At 41.0% G+C, this 19,458-nt stretch carries 13 protein-coding genes; 3 read left to right on the top strand and 10 right to left on the bottom strand.

The genetic code is table 11. The features are described from left to right. Positions 1 to 96: 96 nt before the first annotated feature. Entirely contained in the window at positions 97 to 1,851 is a 1,755-nt protein-coding gene (locus tag PAUR_RS21660; RefSeq protein ID WP_192509794.1) for a DUF4153 domain-containing protein, read from the top strand. Between the two features lie 200 nt (positions 1,852 to 2,051). Continuing rightward, positions 2,052 to 2,537, top strand: a complete 486-nt coding sequence (locus tag PAUR_RS21655; RefSeq protein WP_192509793.1) for a hypothetical protein — start codon at positions 2,052 to 2,054, stop codon at positions 2,535 to 2,537. On the opposite strand, the gene PAUR_RS21650 is transcribed toward PAUR_RS21655, so the two are convergent. Genes PAUR_RS21650 through PAUR_RS21640 form a run of 3 tightly spaced genes read right to left on the bottom strand, consistent with a single transcriptional unit; the run spans position 2,534 to position 6,180 of the window. Then, positions 2,534 to 3,733: an anhydro-N-acetylmuramic acid kinase gene (locus PAUR_RS21650; RefSeq protein WP_192509792.1), complete on the bottom strand. Its 1,200-nt coding sequence runs from the start codon at positions 3,731 to 3,733 to the stop codon at positions 2,534 to 2,536. The two genes, PAUR_RS21655 and PAUR_RS21650, sit on opposite strands and share 4 nt — an antisense overlap. A 7-nt stretch (positions 3,734 to 3,740) precedes the next feature. Further along, positions 3,741 to 4,193 carry a hypothetical protein gene (locus PAUR_RS21645; RefSeq protein ID WP_192509791.1) on the bottom strand — a complete coding sequence of 151 codons (453 nt, stop codon included), beginning with the start codon at positions 4,191 to 4,193 and terminating at the stop codon, positions 3,741 to 3,743. A 37-nt stretch (positions 4,194 to 4,230) separates the two neighbouring features. Further along, positions 4,231 to 6,180, bottom strand: a complete 1,950-nt coding sequence (locus PAUR_RS21640; RefSeq protein ID WP_225738599.1) for a RecQ family ATP-dependent DNA helicase — start codon at positions 6,178 to 6,180, stop codon at positions 4,231 to 4,233. 158 nt (positions 6,181 to 6,338) lie between these two features. On the opposite strand from PAUR_RS21640, the gene PAUR_RS21635 reads away from it, so the two are divergent. Beyond that, complete coding sequence (locus PAUR_RS21635; RefSeq protein WP_192509790.1) at positions 6,339 to 7,856, top strand: phospholipase effector Tle1 domain-containing protein; 1,518 nt, start codon at positions 6,339 to 6,341, stop codon at positions 7,854 to 7,856. Positions 7,857 to 7,900: 44 nt separating this feature from the next. Here the strand turns inward: PAUR_RS21635 and PAUR_RS21630 are convergent, their stop codons facing one another. The 7 genes from PAUR_RS21630 to PAUR_RS21600 all read right to left on the bottom strand — a co-directional run bounded on the left by PAUR_RS21630 (position 7,901) and on the right by PAUR_RS21600 (position 19,395). Beyond that, a complete protein-coding gene (locus PAUR_RS21630; protein WP_318782645.1) occupies positions 7,901 to 8,584 on the bottom strand; it encodes a substrate-binding periplasmic protein in 684 nt (227 codons plus the stop codon). Positions 8,585 to 8,836: 252 nt separating this feature from the next. Beyond that, positions 8,837 to 11,299: a glycosyl hydrolase family 18 protein gene (locus tag PAUR_RS21625; protein ID WP_192509788.1), complete on the bottom strand. Its 2,463-nt coding sequence runs from the start codon at positions 11,297 to 11,299 to the stop codon at positions 8,837 to 8,839. A 123-nt stretch (positions 11,300 to 11,422) separates the two neighbouring features. Continuing rightward, a complete protein-coding gene (locus tag PAUR_RS21620; protein ID WP_192509787.1) occupies positions 11,423 to 12,859 on the bottom strand; it encodes a lytic polysaccharide monooxygenase in 1,437 nt (478 codons plus the stop codon). 46 nt (positions 12,860 to 12,905) lie between these two features. Further along, positions 12,906 to 16,049, bottom strand: a complete 3,144-nt coding sequence (locus PAUR_RS21615) for a glycosyl hydrolase family 18 protein (RefSeq protein ID WP_192509786.1) — start codon at positions 16,047 to 16,049, stop codon at positions 12,906 to 12,908. A 693-nt stretch (positions 16,050 to 16,742) separates the two neighbouring features. After that, the gene (locus PAUR_RS21610) at positions 16,743 to 17,714 is read right to left on the bottom strand and encodes a sensor histidine kinase (RefSeq protein ID WP_192509785.1); all 972 of its coding nucleotides are present in this window, start codon (positions 17,712 to 17,714) and stop codon (positions 16,743 to 16,745) included. Next, complete coding sequence (locus PAUR_RS21605; RefSeq protein ID WP_192509784.1) at positions 17,711 to 18,262, bottom strand: heme NO-binding domain-containing protein; 552 nt, start codon at positions 18,260 to 18,262, stop codon at positions 17,711 to 17,713. Before PAUR_RS21605 ends, PAUR_RS21610 begins: the two co-directional genes overlap by 4 nt. After that, complete coding sequence (locus PAUR_RS21600; protein WP_192509783.1) at positions 18,259 to 19,395, bottom strand: HDOD domain-containing protein; 1,137 nt, start codon at positions 19,393 to 19,395, stop codon at positions 18,259 to 18,261. The genes PAUR_RS21605 and PAUR_RS21600 overlap by 4 nt, the downstream gene beginning before the upstream one ends. Between the last annotated feature and the right edge of the window lie 63 nt (positions 19,396 to 19,458).

Raw genomic sequence — 19,458 nt, 5'->3', positions numbered from 1 at the left:
AAAACCTTCTCAGCAAAGCTGAATGCAATACGAAATACCTAATCTTCACAATACATAGTATAGTAGGCTTAAAGCCCTCAAAAACAAGGATTGTTCATGCTTTCAAAGCATACTGAAATAACCCCATTTCAATCAAAATTGTTACTTTTAATTGCCTTGTTGCAAGGGCTTACATTACTCTTATTACACCAAGCAATTGACTTTAATTGGCCTATCGCACGCTCCCCTGCTGTCATGTTTGCCTGCTACACTTTCTCGATTTCTATGCCGACTCTTCTTACATATGGTGTTAATAATAGCACGCCCTCCAAACACTTTTGGTACGCGACTTTCTTTTCTCTCATGTGTAGCTGCTTAGGCGCATATGTGGGCAGTCAAGTCTCTGATATATCGGGCTCATCCCTCGGGTATCATAGTTTTAATTATACTGTGATCATGACCCTCATCACTTTCAAAGTACTGTTGTTTACAAAGTCCATTGTAAAGCATTCACAAGGCTGGCGTATTAACTATGCAGCCGTGATAGACCACGCATCAAAACTGGCCATTACCCTAATTTTTGCAGGGTTGTTTACACTTATGGTCTGGTTGATTTTTGTTCTTTGGGCCGAATTATTTGCCGTTATTAATATTACGGTTTTTGAAACCATATTCTACGAGCCATGGTTTATCTATCCTATGATATCAATCAGTCACGCATTGGCTGTCATTAAAGTAAAAAACAACGTCACCGTGGTGAAAACAGTCAATAGGCTCATTCAAGCACTGTCATTGTCGTTGTTGCCTCTTTTAATTGCGCTAAGTAGCTTATTTTTAATGACACTGATGATTCAAGGCTTACAACCGCTTTGGGATAATGGTGGCAGTGCGTTAATTTTTATTTTACTCACGCTCATTCTTCTAACGCTCAATACGGCGTTACAAAACGATAAAGACAAACTCAGTGCTCCCAACTCACTATACATTGCACTCACGCTCGGTGTCTTGATTTTACCTATCTATGTTGGAATAAGTGGATATGGACTGTACAACCGAGTCAGCCAATATGGGTTATCTGTTGATAGGCTATGGGGAATATTTGTATGCCTATTTTTGATGGCTTATTATGCCTGTTACAGTACCGTGATAGTCAAATATAAAACACTTTGGTACCAACATCTTGGTAATATAAATACACGGATTGGGGTGTTATTGGTGATAGCACTGCTTGCAAGTCAATCTCCACTACTCGACTTTAAAAAAATCTCAGCATCGAGCCAAATGGCTTATATTAACTCTGGACGTATAGCCGTTGAAGACATTGATCTTAATTACTTTGCATTTTCGTTAGGCATCCCTGGTAAAGAGGCACTAATATCGCTAAAAAATACCTACGCTCAAAACGATACAGTACTGCAAAAAAGAATTGATCGAGTACTTTCGGGTGAAACTGAATACGCACAGCAACAAAGCCACAAAAATGTAAATATTATTGATAAGCTAGACAGCAGTATTGGCTTACTCATGGTAGAACTCCCAAAACAGCTTTTGGTGGCCTTACAAAGCCACGTCCAAAATACACATCGAAGTTTATTTGATAGTACCAAGCTTAATTTTATTGCTGTTGATTTATATGGAGACTCTCAAAAAGAATACCTATTAATCGCACACTTTGATCATCACTTTGAGCTCATACTATTTTATAAACCACAACTTAACTGGGAAACCGCCAATATGCATTTTGCTATGGGCCAAAATCCATTTACGGAAGCACAGCTAATTGATGCGCTTCTCAAGCAAAAGTTTACCTCCCAGCCCCCCACTTTTAAAGAGATTACAGTGGGTGAGCAAATACTTCGCGTAACGCAATAGATTGGCACACTAATAAAAAATTATGCTTAAAAAGTAAATTTATAACATTATCAATGCAGGTTTAATCTGGTTAATACCTAAACACACCTGCATAGACTGAGTTAATAGTCACAAACCGCTTTATTGCATTTAAAGTCATAAAAATGTCATGGTATTGATCAATAATACCGCCATCAAATAACCAGAGCACGTTAACTATCATGAACCACCAGCCTGTACGGCTTAGTTTTGCAGCACGCACCTTAGACGAACATACCACTAATGTATGCGCAGAAGCGATGCAGTACGACACTCTTCTGCTTAATTATCAACCAGCTGGGGTAATGATTAATTGCATTTTACCTTATGATGCAAAAATTGGAGATAGTATTTCACTGTCTGCCACATCTGTAACAGGCAGAGGCGCTAGTTTTGCAGCTGATAGTCACCTGACCAAACAACACCTAGATAATGGTCACGTTGAGTTATGCCTTAAAGGGCGTGGTAATGATGGTGAGTATGTGATCCAATTAAACTTGCTTGGGATCTATAACACCGTAAAAAACTCAGCCGAGTTTAGTGCACAACTGCAAAATCAATTCAAAGTAAAACAACGTGCTTCAAAACCATTTTTAAGCATGCCATGGAGCAAAACAGCAAAAAGATATGCCGCCAGTGTGCTCACATCATTCCTCTCGATATTTTAATCTGGAAAACTGACTTTTCCCATCGTAACCATTGGTTTTCCTTGCGCAGCAGCTTGTACTTGGTCACTTTCTCCTGAGAGTGCTTCATTGGCTAAGATGGCAAATAAAACCGCCTCTTTTGCATCTGGGTCTATTCCCAATTCAGTGCTACTTGCCAATACAAAATTCTCGTTGAGTGCTTCTTTTATTTGTTTCACAAGCAAAGGGTTATGATACCCACCACCACTTGCATAAATCGTTACCGGTTCATCTTCAACCAAATTATTGATGTATTTTGCTATTACACGGGCACTAAAGGCATTTAAAGTCGCCATTACATCCATGTGTGATAAAGAGCAAGTACCACTGCGTGCTTGAGCTTTTGCCAGCATTGCCAAATTAAACACTTCAGGCCCTGTGGTTTTTGGCCCCAGACGGTTAATAAAAGGTTCACTCATTAACTGCGCTAATAACTCGTGATGAATACGGCCTTGGAGTGCCAATTGTGCATTTTTATCATATTCCTGAGCACAATAGCGATACATATATGCATCCATAATCGTATTACCCGCACCAATATCAGAACAAACAACCTCATTAAATTTCGCACCTTTAGGTAACCAGGTTAGGTTCGCTATACCACCCATATTTAACAATATACGGTGCTCGCTATCACTACTGAAATAGTAATAGTCTCCATAATGTGCCAAAGGCGCCCCTTCCCCACCTGCCGCGATATGCTTTTGCCTGAAATCAGACAATGTTGTGATCCCGGTGGTTACTGCGATATGATCAGCATCTGCAATTTGTAAGGTACCATCGCCAAACTCACTATATTGATGTTGATGGGCTGGACAATGATAAATCGTTTGACCATGGCTTGCGATAACATCTATGTCTTTCGAGTCAACTTGCCACTGCGTAAGCGCTTGAATGACTAACTGACCATGATAACGTCCTAACCAACCATTCAATAACGTTAAATACGCCAGATCTACATGAGGTTTAGCAAAAACCGTTCTTATTTTATCTTTCACTTCTTTTGGATAATCACAGGTCGTAAATTGTAAGACCTCTATTTTTGTTGCACGACCATGGCCTGATATTCTGCATAAAGCAATATCGAGCCCATCGAGTGAGGTGCCACTCATTAGGCCAATTATATACTTGCTTTGACGGGCTGCACTGTCTGCCAGTTTTGTTATATGTACATGCATTGGTATTTTACGACTCACTCTCTGAGGTATATAAACTCACTATTGGGTAATCAAATTTACCAAATTCCAACTTCACTGTTGTTTGCTCATTGCCGGAGAGCTTCACTTTTAAATTCTCCGATTGAGCATAAACACGCGTACCGTCAGCGATAATGGCCACAACCTGTTTGATATCAAAAATACGCTGACCTGATGCTTGGTTTTTTATAACAACTAACGCTGCGCGTTCTCCTGACTCTGTACTCATTGGGATCGCACGCACAATACTAAAATCACTTTGCTTAGGGTAAACGCGTTCATTGTTTTCAAAAGCGCTTGCAGGCATTAATGTTTGAATAGTATCAAAGTTATATATGTCGCTTTGTGCCAACACTTGCGTGCTGCTAAATAGTAAAATACCGAAAAAAGTATACATCTGTAATTTCATCACAACCATTAGCCCTTTATTTATCATCAGCATAATATTACTCAACACAATCTGAATAACACCTGATAAGCTAGTCCCTAACTAGCCCAAGTTGTTTAATTTTATCCGTTACCACTGCGTATCTATGGCCTTCACAACAGGCAAACCCCGGTAACTGCTTGAGTTTGTATTTGCTAAACATTGGCGTGGTTACGCCAGTTAAAAACCGTAGAACCGTATCTGCACTGGCACTTTCAGATGCATTATGTAGGTGCTTTTGTAAACCAAATACATTTGTTCGCAACTGTTCATCACTTGGCAAAACACGTTGTTGGCTTGCTACTAGCTGCGCCACTCTCCCCTTACATACGCTACAGTGTCCGCACATTTCTGGCGCGTCTGTATCGTCAAAGTAATGTGCCAAATTAGCACTTAAACAACGGTCTAGTTCAAAAAAGCGGATCATCGCAGCAATACGCTTCAACTCACTTTGCTCTTTTGATTTAAAATACGTATAGAGTTGCTCAGCCAAATTGGCTTGCTCTAACCGTTCAATATTGACATCATACACCTGCATGACACGTTTACTTTCTAGTTCGACTAAGCCTTGTTCACTGAGGTAATCAAGTGCTGAAACAACCCGCTCTCTATCAACTCCCTGAGATACTAACGAGGCTATATCAACCGTTCCCCACACTTTCTTAAATTGCGTTGCCGAAAACACCAGTTGTAAAAACTGCTGTCGCTGTTGATCAAACTTAGCCAGAATTTTTTGTTCTGCATATAACAATTTAACTCTAAAATCAGCGTAATACGCGTACTGTGAGGTGAGGACACCACGGATCTCTAATTGCACTAACAGCGTCTTCAAAGCCAACACCCGTATATTACTTGCCTTTGATAATGCAAGCTCTTGCATATCCCAACGACCACTTTGATGCTCAGATTGAATGGTTTTTATAACCGTTTCAACACCTGAAAGTTCGGGAGTGTCGCCATACACAAAGTTTTCGACCGTTGCAATGCCATCCAGGTTTGCCAAAACAGTACACTGCGATGATTGCCCATCTCGGCCCGCTCGACCTATTTCTTGACTGTAATTTTCAATGGATTTCGGTAAATCAAAATGGATCACGAATCGAATATCCGATTTATCCACACCCATACCAAATGCAATGGTTGCAACAACGACTTGAAGTTGATTTTGCATAAACGCTTGCTGTACCTGCTGCCGTACATCGTCACCTAAACCTGCGTGGTACGCTGCAGCTTTTATACCTGAGGCCTGTAATTGTTTAGCGACCTGCTCAGCTTGCTGTTGCAACGTAACATATACGATCCCCGCTCCAATTTGAGCATTTACCGAATGTACCAGATGAGTGAGCTTTTCATCATTTGATAACGCAAGTACATTAATATCCAAGTTCGCGCGGTAAAAGCCGGTTTGAACAATATGCTGTGCTTCAATATGAAACTTTTCAGCCATATCCTTTTTTACTTTCTTTGTCGCCGTTGCAGTAAGTAACAGCACCAATGGAATGTTTAACGCTTTTCGATATTCAGGTAATTTTAAATAGTCAGGTCGAAAGTTGTGGCCCCACTCAGAAATACAATGCGCTTCATCAACAACCATCATCGAAACAGGAATTTGCTTAATAAACTCACGGAACCGCTCGTTTTTAAAGCGTTCAACAGACACCATTAATATCTTGATGTCGCCACTGCGAATTCCCTGCATAATCGCCTGACTTTGTGCTTTTGATTGCGTTGAATCTAAACTCGCAGCTGCAATGCCTTTTTTTTGCAAGAAATCTATTTGATCCTGCATTAACGCTAACAAAGGAGAAACAACCAAAGTCAAGTTAGGCAAATGCAAAGCTGTCAATTGATAACACAAGGATTTACCGGATCCTGTGGGAAATATCGCTAAAGACGACTGCCCAGCTAATAATTGTGTGATTGTTTGTGCTTGCCCCGTGCGAAAGGTGGCAAATCCAAAATGTTGCGATAAGCTTTGAAGCAGTTGCTGCTCATGCACCATAGAGATGGTCTCAGTATATTCAATAAAGTGACCTAAAAATATCATATTTTTATACTCTAATGTGCAGTATCTGATCATGTTGTAGAAGTTTTTATTACGTTCTCGGCTCATAGTCAGCTGGGTTTCACTTCACTTGAAAACCAACATAGAGGTTCTTGATGCCTAACCCTACCGCTTACAAAACTCTCATTTTCAACTTTGATGGAACATCCAGTGAACCAAGAGACACGCATCAATACAGTAGTGAGCATTTTAAAGAAGATACCGGGATCAGTAATGTCCTTAAATTGCATCTTATGCTGGGAGGCAAACTCCACTCTCATGCTCAAGCAGCCTTGCCACAACAGCTATGCTTTTATTATTCAGGCATTGGGAACCAAGGCAGTGAGGTAAAAAAACTGCTCAATCAAATACTGGCACCTAACGACACCGAAGTCGGATCTATTCTTTCAACCGCAATGAATGACTTTAACCATCACTACCAAGATGGCGACAAAGTGCTATTGATTGGCTTTAGTCGTGGTGCGGCACTGGCTAGACGATTTGCAAAGTGCTTAGAGCGCTATATAAGTAGTGGCGTTTATTTATGTGTATTTGATACTATCGCGTCAATCGGTTTTTCCAAAATAACAAAGGCGACCTGCGGTGCTGAGCATGTTATTTTTGAAGATCACAGTGTCGCTAGTAATGTGGAACAAGCACTGCATTGTGTGAGCTTAGATGATAAGCGGCGCTCATTTGAGCCCACATTATTTAATTATGCGCCTCACGTCACAGAAATTTGGTTTGCTGGCTGCCATTCAGATGTTGGTGGTGGATATTACCGCAGTGGCTTATCTGACATTACCCTACGTTATGCACTAAACTGGCTTATTACACTTAACATCCCTCTGACGCTTTTGAATCAAGAACACATTAACTTTCAAGCACTCTTACCACACGATGGTACGCTACTCATTGATAAAGATGACCTTACACTAAGCCCCGATCCACTGGCTATAAGTCATCAACATGACTATTTTTGGATGCACAGTAGTTTTAAATCTGTTACCCGTTTATGCACTGTGCTCGAACAAAACCAAGTAAGTGAACGATTACCAATCATTCATCACAGCGTTGCAACACGGATCAATAAAATCAGTAGCTATCGACCTGAATCACTTAAGTCGCTTCCTCACAATATTGAAAACAGCCACGCAGAGCATCTTATGTGTTCAGGGTTAAACCCCCATATCACACTTGAAAATCAACATATCACCATATTAAAAGCAGGAGAAAGTATCACTATAAGGGCGTACGCCTCTGAATACTATAACCTAACCGGTATCATGCTTGAAAAAGGCGCCACATATAAATTCAATATAGAGAAAAACAGTATTTGGTATGATAAAGGGCAAGAAGTTGGCATTAAAGGTTGGCAACGCACAGGCCAAACAATTGGCGTAAAACAGCAACCGGTCGAATTATTTACGCCGTTTAAGCGTGCAATGAACACGCCTTGGTTTGCGCTTATTGGCTGTATTAGCTGTCTTGATGATTATGCGTTTGTAATTACCGATGCGTGTGAAATGAGGATAAACCGTTCAGGTGAATTTACTCCATTTGCCAATGATATTGCACAAGACTACGGTCAAAATTTTGGTTATATCAGTATTTGCATTACACGGCTAGGGTAAATACCCCCGTCGAAAAACTGTCAGCGTCCTTAATATAGTGGGCGCTAAGGCGACTTGATCCATTTGGTATACTTATCTTCAATTGCCTTCAAGCTTACTTTTAACTCACTAATCGCGTTATTTACCTTCTTGACCTTTTCACTATCAAAATTTTTTCGGTTGAGCATAAAATGAATGGCGTTATCATTAACAACATAGCTATGTAATTGAATATCTTTATAGCCTAATAACCGTTTAAAATACAAACCACTTATTTCATCTTCAATTAAGAAGTCCACTCTCCCTCGCTTAACTAACTCCATCCGTTGTGTCACGCTTGCAACCTCAAACAATCTTTGTTTATACCATTTTATTGTTAATATCTGTGCTAACTCCTCACCATAATACGCACCAGGGTTTGCCGTAAAGGTGTATTCCGCAGAGAAAAGCTCGGTCAGACTATTAATGGGTTGATTTATGTGACGGGTAAATAGGCGCATCCTTTCTCTACGATACCCTTTACTAAAGTGGGCTATTTTCGCTCTACTTTTGTTATAGCTGGCAGAGGGTAGCACGTCGATTTCACCTTTTTGTAACTCGACAATTCCTCGTGCTGAGGAAGGTAGTTTAACAAACTCTACACAAAACCCAGCGCGAAGAAACACCTGTTCTGTAATTTCAACATCTAAACCTGTATACCTAACATCATCATACATTACATAAGGGGGCCACGAGGTACCAACTCCCACTTTAAAAGTATCAGTGCAAGCGCTTGTAACAAAGCTCAACCAACTAAAAATAAAAAGAAAAAAAGAAGAGAATTTCAGAATAATACGCCAAAGATAATAGAGTAGGTCACTACATTATGGAACATGATACCATAAAAACAAAGGCGCCAAAGGCGCCTTTAATCATTCAATATATAACATTTTTTTTAGGGCTTGGCCCATCCTTGAGTCAACCAACTAAACACCATCGATATCAAGCCCATAACAACTTACTTATAACGCTTTCCATACTTGTGCTTTACCCGGTTCTTCACCAAGTGTCCACCACTTAGCTTGGTAATTTACACCACCATAAACAACCTTGTCTCCACCAACATACACTTTATCCGCTTGCCAAGTGTCACCACCGCCCACTTTATTTGTGACGGTCACACTAAACGTTTGCGATGCGTCAGCTTGACCATCAGACACAGTCAGCGTTACTTGATAACTTGTATCAGCAGCAACTTCACCAGCTGTCAAAGACACGTTCGCACCGGTTCCTGATAAAGTTAAACCTGCAGGTACTGTCCAGTTGTACGTTAATGCATCATTATCTGCATCAGAGGCCGACGCAGTAACAGAGACACTCGCCAACTCTTCTACGGTCACATCTGCTATAGGAGAAAGTACCGGCGCAGTATTTGAGCCAGCCGCTTTCGCTGTTACCACGACACTACGAGTCACTTGACCTTTGCCATCAGATACAGTCACTGACAATGCGTATTGTGTATCCACTGTTACCGCTGGTACTGCAACCGTTACAGATGCTGAATTACCATTAGTTAACATCAGTGCTGCATCACCTGACCAACTATATGTCAGAGCATCACGGTCTGCATCCGTTGCACTGGCGGTCACAACAGCACTCGTACCTGATGCGATTGTCACTTGAGAATCAACCGTCACGACAGGCAATCTATTTGCTGGTACTCCGCCTGCTAAGCCATCGTGCATTGCATTAAGGATATCACCATTATCGGCGTCGATTTCCCAAGAGAATAAGCCTCCAAGGTTATGTGTATTCACATAAGCCCCTTTCGCTTTCACTGAACGTGGTGTATCAAAGGTCAATAATTTACCATTACTGCGATTCCATGCATATGCACCTTCGGCTTGATCGTCATAACCTACCTCAAAACCATTAATACCGGTGCCGTTTGGTCCAATTAAGTTAGCGGCAACACTCTTATAATCCATAATACCCGCCTCCCACACACCTTCAGAGGTTGAACCTTTGTACTTACCATTACCTGGTGCAGTCATTGGGTTACCAGGGATTGTTGCATTTTGTTCTTGCACACCTTCCCAACCGCGACCATACATTGCCGCACCAACAACGATTTTTTTCGAGTTCACACCTTGTTGTAACAATAATTGTACCGCGTGATCCGTTGTATATGCTGGGCCTTTACGGGGCTCGCCGTTATCGTCTAGACCTGTACCATTACACTCGTCAGTACTTAAATGTGAACCACAATACAGTGCCGTTTGATGACCTGTTACATTGTTCCAACCACCAAAAAAGTCATACGTCATGGCAAAAATATAATCCATGTACTGTGATGCGGCTTGATAATCTACGTCTTCAATCTTATCGTAACCAGAACCAATTGCTGATGTTAATTCGTATGTACGTCCCGTTTCAGCTTCTAAACCGTCAAGCATTACTCGTAGCTCTTGCATTAACGCAACATATGCAGGTCCATCTTTGACTGGGTCGCCTAAGTTAGCATTTGGACCACCACCACCTGGAAATTCCCAATCGATATCAACACCATCATAGAACTTCCATGTTTTCAGGAATTTCTTCATTGATGCAACAAAGGTATCTCGGTTGGCTTTTTCAGTAAAACCGTGGAATGGGTCTGATAACGTCCAACCACCTACCGATGGTAAAATTTTCAAATCAGGATAACGTTGTTTTAGTGCCATTAATTGCGAATAAGTACCACGAATTGGATCTTTTGAGTCTACTCCTGGTAGTGCTTTTTGTACTGCTGCCCAAGGATCGTGTATAACAACTTCATAGTCGGCTGTACCACCACATGCTTTTTCAAGTGCACGCCAGCTATTACCATTTTCAATTTCTTTAAGCGACTCATTTGCACCACAAATTGGAATAAAGCCATACAATAAATGCGATAAATTTTGTGCTGGAATTTGCGTAACGTCAAAATTACGACCATAAATGCCCCACTCAACAAAGTAAGTACCCGTTACCATACCTGGTTTAGTACCATAGTCTTTATTGTTAGGATCAACATTCATTGGCAGTGGCGCTAAGTGACCGCCATCAGTATCCGCGATTACAATGGGTTTACCTGCGCTTCGTGCACACGTAGTACCCTCACATAGTTCAAGATAAACTGTGTGACGCCCAGATTTTGTGTATGGAAAAGAGACCGTACCCGCTTTTGTTCCCGCAGTGAGTGCACCTTCATTGACTAACATATCATCAAAATAAACTTTGTAGCCATCACCACCGCTACCACTCCACGCATTCCATTTGAGACTAATCGTCACAACGTCTTTGGCGGTAACGATATCCTTATATGATCCATTCCCATCAAGATTAACTTCAACGAATGAATACTGCTGTGGTTTCCAATCTAGGCTTGGTGTAGATGGCGCTGCCATTACTGCACCTGAAGCCAACGCTAAGCCTACAAGAGCCGTTAGTTGCTTTAGTTTCATTACTTTCTCAACCTTCTTTACATGTTGTATCCAACCAATATGGTGGATGATTATTGTTGTACTGCTTATTGTTGTACTGCTAAATTTGTACTGTGAACTATGCGTCCATTATAGAAATTGGCGCTATAGCTTCTTCCATACTTGTGCTGAACCGGGTTCTTCGCCTAACGTCCACCACTTAGCTTCATAATTATTTCCGTTATGACTGACCTTATCTCCGCCAACATACGTGCCATCAACCCGCCATTTAGGAAATTGTGGTGCAGTTGTGTTTTTGACAGTGACAGGAACGGTTGCTGAAGTGCTCAGTTCACCATCTGATACCGTAACGAGTATTGAAAAATCGGTGTCTACATCTACCTGTGAAGCTGTAACATCAATCGTTGCGCCACTACCTGTGAACGTTAAAGGACTCGGCACCTGCCATTGATACGTCAGTGCCTGCTGCTCATCATCAAACGCATGAACATGAAGTTGCGCTGTGGCACTTTCATCTAAGATAAAAGGTTCCGGCTTATGAATTTTAGGTGCTGTATTCGGGGCTTGTACTTGTACTGTTAAGTTATAGGTATGTTCACTATGACTTACAAATACTTCATTCGACAATAAATTCTGAGCATCAAAGGTGATGTCACCACTCGCTTGGCGCACACCAACTTGCACTATATTGGCGTGGTCCAAATTAAGCATATCTGCCAATTTTTGCTGCCAATTCAATTCATTATCCGCGGTCACTTTTAGAGACTTACTAACAATTTCTTTACCTGTGCCGTCAAAAATACGTGTCCATACCGTATCTGTTACTTTTGCAGACTGACCTTGTTTTAAATAATAACCAGCGCTAGTCCAGTTAACTGGGCCGGTGTCTCGAACAATCGTTATATCACTACAGTTATAAAAACCCTCACCAACAACATCAATACGTTGCCAACGGGTATATAAAATTGCATCACCAACTCGATCTTGAGGAATGGCAACTTTCATTTCATAAAAGCGCTTGCCATCTGGGTCTTTAACAAAATCCACATTTCCAACTTCAGTCACCAACTCGAGATCCTGCCAACCCAAGGTATCAACTGACGGATCAAAAGTTGGCTTGCTGATGTAAAACTTCCAAAAGCTTGGGTTATGTGGCGTTGTCGCACGAAACCGAACTGCTAACTCATTTTGCGCATTCGGGGTAACCTCGGTCTTTTGCCAATGCGACGAAGGTAAATTCATCCCGCGTTTTTCATTCGACCCAGCTGCACACAATGTGCTATTAGGAATATTTTGCTCTACTGCAGCTTGATTATTATAATCGGGTGTATTGACTGCGAACTCATGTTCCTGAATGAACTGAACATACCCAGACTCTAAAAAAGCAGCGCGACACGCTAAGTTAGGAATACTGGAACCATCATCTGGCCACCAATAACCACCTTGCGCCTGACAGATCGCTTGACGTGCTTTAGGGATCTCCATAAAGCCATGTGCCATTACCGTTTGACTTACTATTGTTAAGGCAATGGCGCCAATACTAGAGCCCAGACGTGATATATTCTTATCTAATGTTTTCATAATCATTCCCTTTATTAGGGCAGCATAGCTGCCCTAAAGTTGACGCTTATAAATTACAGACTTTGTCATAATCACTGCTTGTCTGTGGTGCTTTATTCGACCACCATTTCGCTTTGTATACCTTGTTCCCTTGAATAATCAAATCACCTGCCGCTGCATGCGTTGAACGTGGGAATGCTGGATAAACCGAAATATCTGCAATCGGCACTCCTTCACAACTGGTGATTGGACCGCCATCCCCATTACCTGGTTTCGCAGCTGGTAGTTTCGGATACTCAAATTTAAATGCGTAACGTTTACCGTCTTTCTCTGCGACAAAGTTAGCAGGGCCTGTAATGGGGTTGTAATACATCACTTGTGCATTAACCGTTTCACCTGGCGCAAGTGATTTAGGTACACTTCCCCACTCATTGACAAGGGTGATTGAGAAGCGATGATATTCATTCTCGAAACCACCAATGTTATTACCCGCGGCATTTGAACCATTTACGTCAACTGCCATAGTCAACTTCTCTTGTGCAGCCCAATTTGATTTAAATATCGCTGATGTCGATACCGGCACATCAAATGAAATTTTTGCCCCGCTTAAGTCAATGGCAGAGTTATTGGTAAAAGCAAATGTCGGTGCAATAGGGTAGTTGTCATCCCCCGTTGGGAAATCCTTCGCTACAAAAGAAACATCAACGGACTCAGTTGGCACAACGAATGTCGGGTCACCATTATGAACATCGTATGCAACACCACTTTGGTTGAACTTGTTATAAGCAAGCGATGTCATGCTTGAACCCATAAAGTACTCACCTTTAGCAGCATCGTAATCATAATCGCCAGCCAGTTCCCAGAACATGATCCCGCCCAAGCCATTATTAATTACATAATCAACTTTGGTGCCCATGGACTGTTCATCTTCAATTGAAATGAATACTTTTTTGTCTGCATTCCATAGCCAAGGTGCTACAGCAACAGAATCATAGTGGCGAGTATAAGTCCCTGTTAATACATCAGTTGGATCTGTGTCCGGCGTGAGACCATATACCCCTAAGTAACTTGGTGTAACACCTTTTTCAAGGTTTTTAGCATGCCAAAGTGGATTTGACCCCGCTGGTACTTCATATCCGTTATCATTCTTATCATGCCAAAGGTTATCAATACCTACAGCACCATCACCACATTTATTCTTCTCACCAACCCCAGTACCCGGCGCACATGCACTTTGGTTTGCAAGTGCTGCTTGTCCCCAAAGGCCATTTGTTCCACCCTGTACATTTTGAAATCCACGCGTGTAATAAGGAATACCGATGTTAATACGTCCAGCAGAAATTGCGCCTCTAAAATAACGCACGGCCCAATCTGTATTTAAATATCCAATCCCTTCAAATTCTTTTGTTCCATACACATCCCACTGCTTTAATTCAGAATCTAACCCGGTATCGAACAGTGCCGCATTGTGTCCAACATGCGAATTCCATGCGCCATGTAGGTCATACGACATGATGTTGACGTAGTCTAAATACTTAGTCACTTGGAAAGTTTCCATACCACGTAGCAAATAACCGGATGAAGGTGACGCTATTGTCAACATGTAGTGCTTACCATCCACTTCACCCGCTTTATCAAGTACCTCGCGTAATCGTTTCATCAGAACTTGGTATGACGCATTTAATCCTGCACGACGCGCATTAGAGATAGGGAAGTCATCAGGGTGACCTGAATCCTTCATTGATGACGGATATTCGTAGTCTATATCAACCCCATCAAAACCATACTTTTTAATAAAATCAACAGAGCTTTGTGCGAAAGCCTCTATGCCAGCGTGATTGACTGAACCATCTGCATTGGTTGTCATTGTGTAGAAACCACCGCTTTTAACACGCTTTCCATCCCCACCAAAGAACCCACCAGTTTCAGCCCAACCACCAACTGAGATAAGTGTTTTAACATCAGGGTGTTGCTTTTTATACTTGTTCAACAAGTTAAAATGTCCTTTGTAAGGCAAGCTTGGATCTAACTCTGCACCGGCGACACCAGGCCATTCCATATTGGTGGCTGGATTGCCAACTGCATTCGGATCACCGATTGACACTTTGTTCGCTGCATCAACATGTGCAAAGGCATAGTTAATATGCGTAATTTTATCCCAAGGAATGTCATTAACTAGGTAACTAGGTTGACCGTTTGCGCCGTTACGCCAGCTTGTAAAATAGCCAATTACACGTCGAGGGTGATCTGCCCCCATTACTTCACGACCATTTTGGTCGTAAATAGTACAATATGGGGTGTTGACACCTGGAGTTTGATATAAACCTGCTGGCTGACAAGCATCTCGGTTATCGACTTGCCCTGGTTCTACAACCGTTAGGGTCTTACTTACTTGACCTGTGGCACCTTCATTATCAGTTACCGTTAACGTAAATGTAACCGAACCTAACTGAGAAGCCTGCCAAGTGTGCATCGTTGCTGACCCATTAGAAGCTGCAACTTCAACACCGTCGACTGCAAAGCTTAGCGCCGTTACTTGACCATCACTATCACTGCCAGAAAGATTAAATTCAACGCTTGAACCTATCACCAATTCCGTCGGTAGGCTCACCAGTTCTAATGCCGCGACTGGCGCTTTATTCACCGGATCTACTACAGCTTTAACAATTACTTGGTTACTCAATTTCGTTGACACCGCACCTTTATCATCGGTCGCTTTCACCGAAATTGTATGCGTACCTTCTGTTGCCGCCCACGCGCTGTCAAATACCTGACCTGCACCCTGTGTATCAGTTGCCACAAGTACATCATCAACATAAAACTCAACTTTGGCTACAGTGCCATCAGAATCTGTTGCGTTTACGCTAATGGCAACGCTGTCATTTACGTTAAATTCAGTACCTGACGCGGGCGTTAACCCCGATACTGTAGGAGGTGTGTTATTGACAACGCTGTCACAAACACCCAATTTAATCCACTCTTGCCACGGGTTAGAATGCGTAACAGGATCAACTTTATTCCACCACTGTGACTCATAAGCCGCATCCGCTTTTTGAACAACATCGCCTTTTACATACGCTGTATTTTCTTGCCAAACAGGTACGCCTGTACAGTCATATGGTAAATCTGATGCATAGCCTATGCTTGAAAATAAACCGAGGGATATAGCACTATATTTTAATGCCGACTTGAACATTTTTTGTGTTCTCATGATTTCTCCAACCTTTACATGTAACTTTTGTTTAACAAATTAACATTAAAAGTAACACATAGTTTCGGCTCGTCAATCGCCCCCTGAACACTTTTCAACCAGTACTGGCCATTAAAATAGTAATAATGTCGTATTTTCACTAAAACTAAATGAGTAATATTCAGCCTCAACAATTCAATTTTGATATGAATTTGACTCATCTTAACGTTTCCTAATATGAAGCCATTAAGTTATTAAAAACAGTACATTGGAGGGACGTATATTGAATTCATTACTAATCAATTCGCTTTCGGATAAATAAAACTAATGAATATAAAATACCCACGATAATAACCCAAAGGCATAACATATACTTTTTGATTATAAAAAAACAAAGTGAATTAACCTAACTTTCATCAATTGACCCGCTAAAGAGTAATACCACTGTAAACTTTAGAGTTGTAACTCAATGTTTTGTAAATAATTTATTCTCATTTTTAACAAAAACAAGTTTCAATCGAGTCTTCTATATACATTCAGGTACAAAAAAGTAGGCTTCCGAGGTAGGAAATAGGCCATTTATATTTCAACAAACTTAGCTGGATAGAAATAAAGCGATACATTAAAGAGTTTGATACACAACTTCTGAGAAATAGTTATGCTGAAAAGCGTGATTTAAAAATGAAACCTGTGAACACCACAATGTGAATGACATTACGCCAATACGTCTTGTGGATCTTCTGCGATAGGAAAGCGGCACAAAACACGAGTGCCTTCATTAAGTTTACTCTGTACTTGGATCTCACCTCGGTGTTCTTTTACGATGCCATACACTATCGCCATTCCCATCCCTGTACCTTCACCGACTGGTTTGGTGGTAAAAAAGGGTTCAAAAATACGATTTACCGTATTTTCATCCATACCACAGCCGTTGTCAGAAACCTCCACATAAATATTTTCGGTGTCAGATGAAACCTCCACGTTAATTTGTGCATATTGCCCCTCAACAAGATCACATGCGTACTTAGCGTTCAACAGCAAATTGACAAATATTTGATTCGTTGCCGCCAAGTTAAAATAGCTAAGGGGTAAAGGATCTGTATTGCATGTCACTTTACAGTTCTTCAGTTGATTCGTTAATAACTTCAGTGCACCATCTAAAGATTCGGTGAGATCAGCCATCGCCATGAGGTTATTCTTTGGCCTAGCAAAGCTTAATAAATTGTTCACTATGGCGCTTATCCGCTGTAATCCTTCATGTGTATCATCTAACAGTTCATCTAAGTCTTCTAATACAAAGTTAAAGCTTTGCTCTTGATCCAATTGAATCAATACTTCCTTTACCTGCTGCTCAGAAACTGTTTGAGCCATAATTTGTTGCGCCAGTTTAATTAACGACACCAAAGTGGGTGTTAAGTATCGAATACTCTCTAAGTTACTGGTTGCATACGCCAAAGGGTTATTTATCTCATGAGCTACACCGGCAGACAAAGTCCCTAGTGTTGCCATTTTCTCAGTTTGCATAAGGATGGCTTGTTGATTCTGTAATTGATCTATTTTTTCTTCAAGCGCTTGATTAGTGTTAAACAACGCACGTGTTTTATCTTCCAATAAGCTTTCTAATTCATCACGGGCCGCCTTTTCCCTTAAATATGCTTTTTTATAATTATGCGTATCATCACTCATATATTTGTACTCTCATACCTAACTTCAATCACGCATGCATCAGCCCCTTGATGCATACACTCAACGTGATCTAATGTAACATCAATACTGTAGTGCGCAGCCGCACCATAAACCAGGCCCTCGGCACATAAGCATAATTTTCGTTTTGAATAATATTGCATCAAGATAAAACCTTCACGCACCAATTCGCATTCTATTTTTGGCAAATTTGGCTCTTGATATAGTTTTGCCACTTCAACATGAATCACTGAGTCAATCCCCATGATCAAAGAACTGAAGCCATCAAATGTATCTACAATTGTAGGATGCTTTTGTAACAAATAACCAAATAAATACTCGCCAAACGCTTTTAATACATCCTGTAATGGCAATGACAAAGCCACTGCCACATCTTGCGCTAGCCCGACAAGCTCTTCATCCGGGTAACTTTTTGCAGAAACATACACCCTGTCATCAGGCGCGTTTTTTTCGAGTAAGCTTTCCCAAGCAGCCATGCCACACTTTTCTATTACTAACGACTCTAACCCTCTAAAAATAACGCCTTTCACAAAGCCTCCTTATGAGTTTTCTGCCACTCAAAAAACCAGTTCTGAGCTATTTGTAATAACCCAAGTTCATCCAGTAAATCATATTCAGCTTTATTTAAATCAAATGCCTGCTTACTATATACTTGATCAACCACTCTATGTATTAAAGTCAATGATATCTCTTGCTCTGCTGGGAGTTCATCAATTAGTTGCGCTCTCACTATCGCCTCTTCAAATCCCCATAATGCTAGTAGATAAGCAGTTAATGTGTATTTAGACACTCTGCTTTTATCTTTTGAATCCTGAACGACACAAAAATAGGTCAATTCACCGACACCACTTAAAAGCGCCACAGCAAATGACAATAGCTGTGTTTGTGTATCTTGGTGCAACATTTTTGCAAGTAATTGTGCCATATTCGCTTTTTGAAAAGCCTTGTTAACCAACTGATTTAATGCTTCTTGCCCTGTACTATTCAATAATTGCTGTGATAACTCACAACATACAACGATTGCTTTCAACCCATTTAAACCAATACGAATAATGGCTTGCCTAAAGTCGGTGGTATGATTATTAAAGCCTATAAAAGCCGAGTTAGCGACTTGTAGCACTTTACCAGACATAATAGGGTCATGACTGATCTGTTTAGCTAACACCTCAAAATTAGGCTCGTTATTTTGCAGCTCTTTCAACATACTATGAGCCACCGTACTCAAATATGGTAAATCAGACAATTGCCCTAGTATTGCCCGTGTCGAGGATGTAATAGGGAGTCCCTGTAATATTACGGCACTGTCTAACACCTCCGTTAAGTGAGTTTGTGTGAACGGTTTAACCAAATGAAAATGTATCGTATTGTTTATTTGCCATTTGTAATTGTCATTCAAATCACCACTCAGTAAACACCTAATGGCGGCTGGACAAACTTCTTTTGCACGCTCTAATACCTGCGCTCCACACAAAATAGGCATCATTGAATCACAGAATATGACATCTGGTGTGCCATTACTTTCGATACAATTAATAAACTCTTCTGGAAACTGCAAGCAACTGACAGTTGCCTCCTTATACAGGCGTCGTAGCGTCCGAGACAACGCCCTTAACAGAAGTTCATCATCATCAATTAGCAGTATATTCAGCGAATTATCAGCCATTCATTTCATCCACAGCGATAAAGTATTTGTTTATACCTACAGCTTAGTCTAAATTTATCAACA

Source organism: Pseudoalteromonas aurantia 208, assembly GCF_014858725.1.
Lineage (GTDB): Bacteria > Pseudomonadota > Gammaproteobacteria > Enterobacterales > Alteromonadaceae > Pseudoalteromonas > Pseudoalteromonas aurantia.
This window is presented reverse-complemented; position numbering and strand designations above follow the sequence as displayed.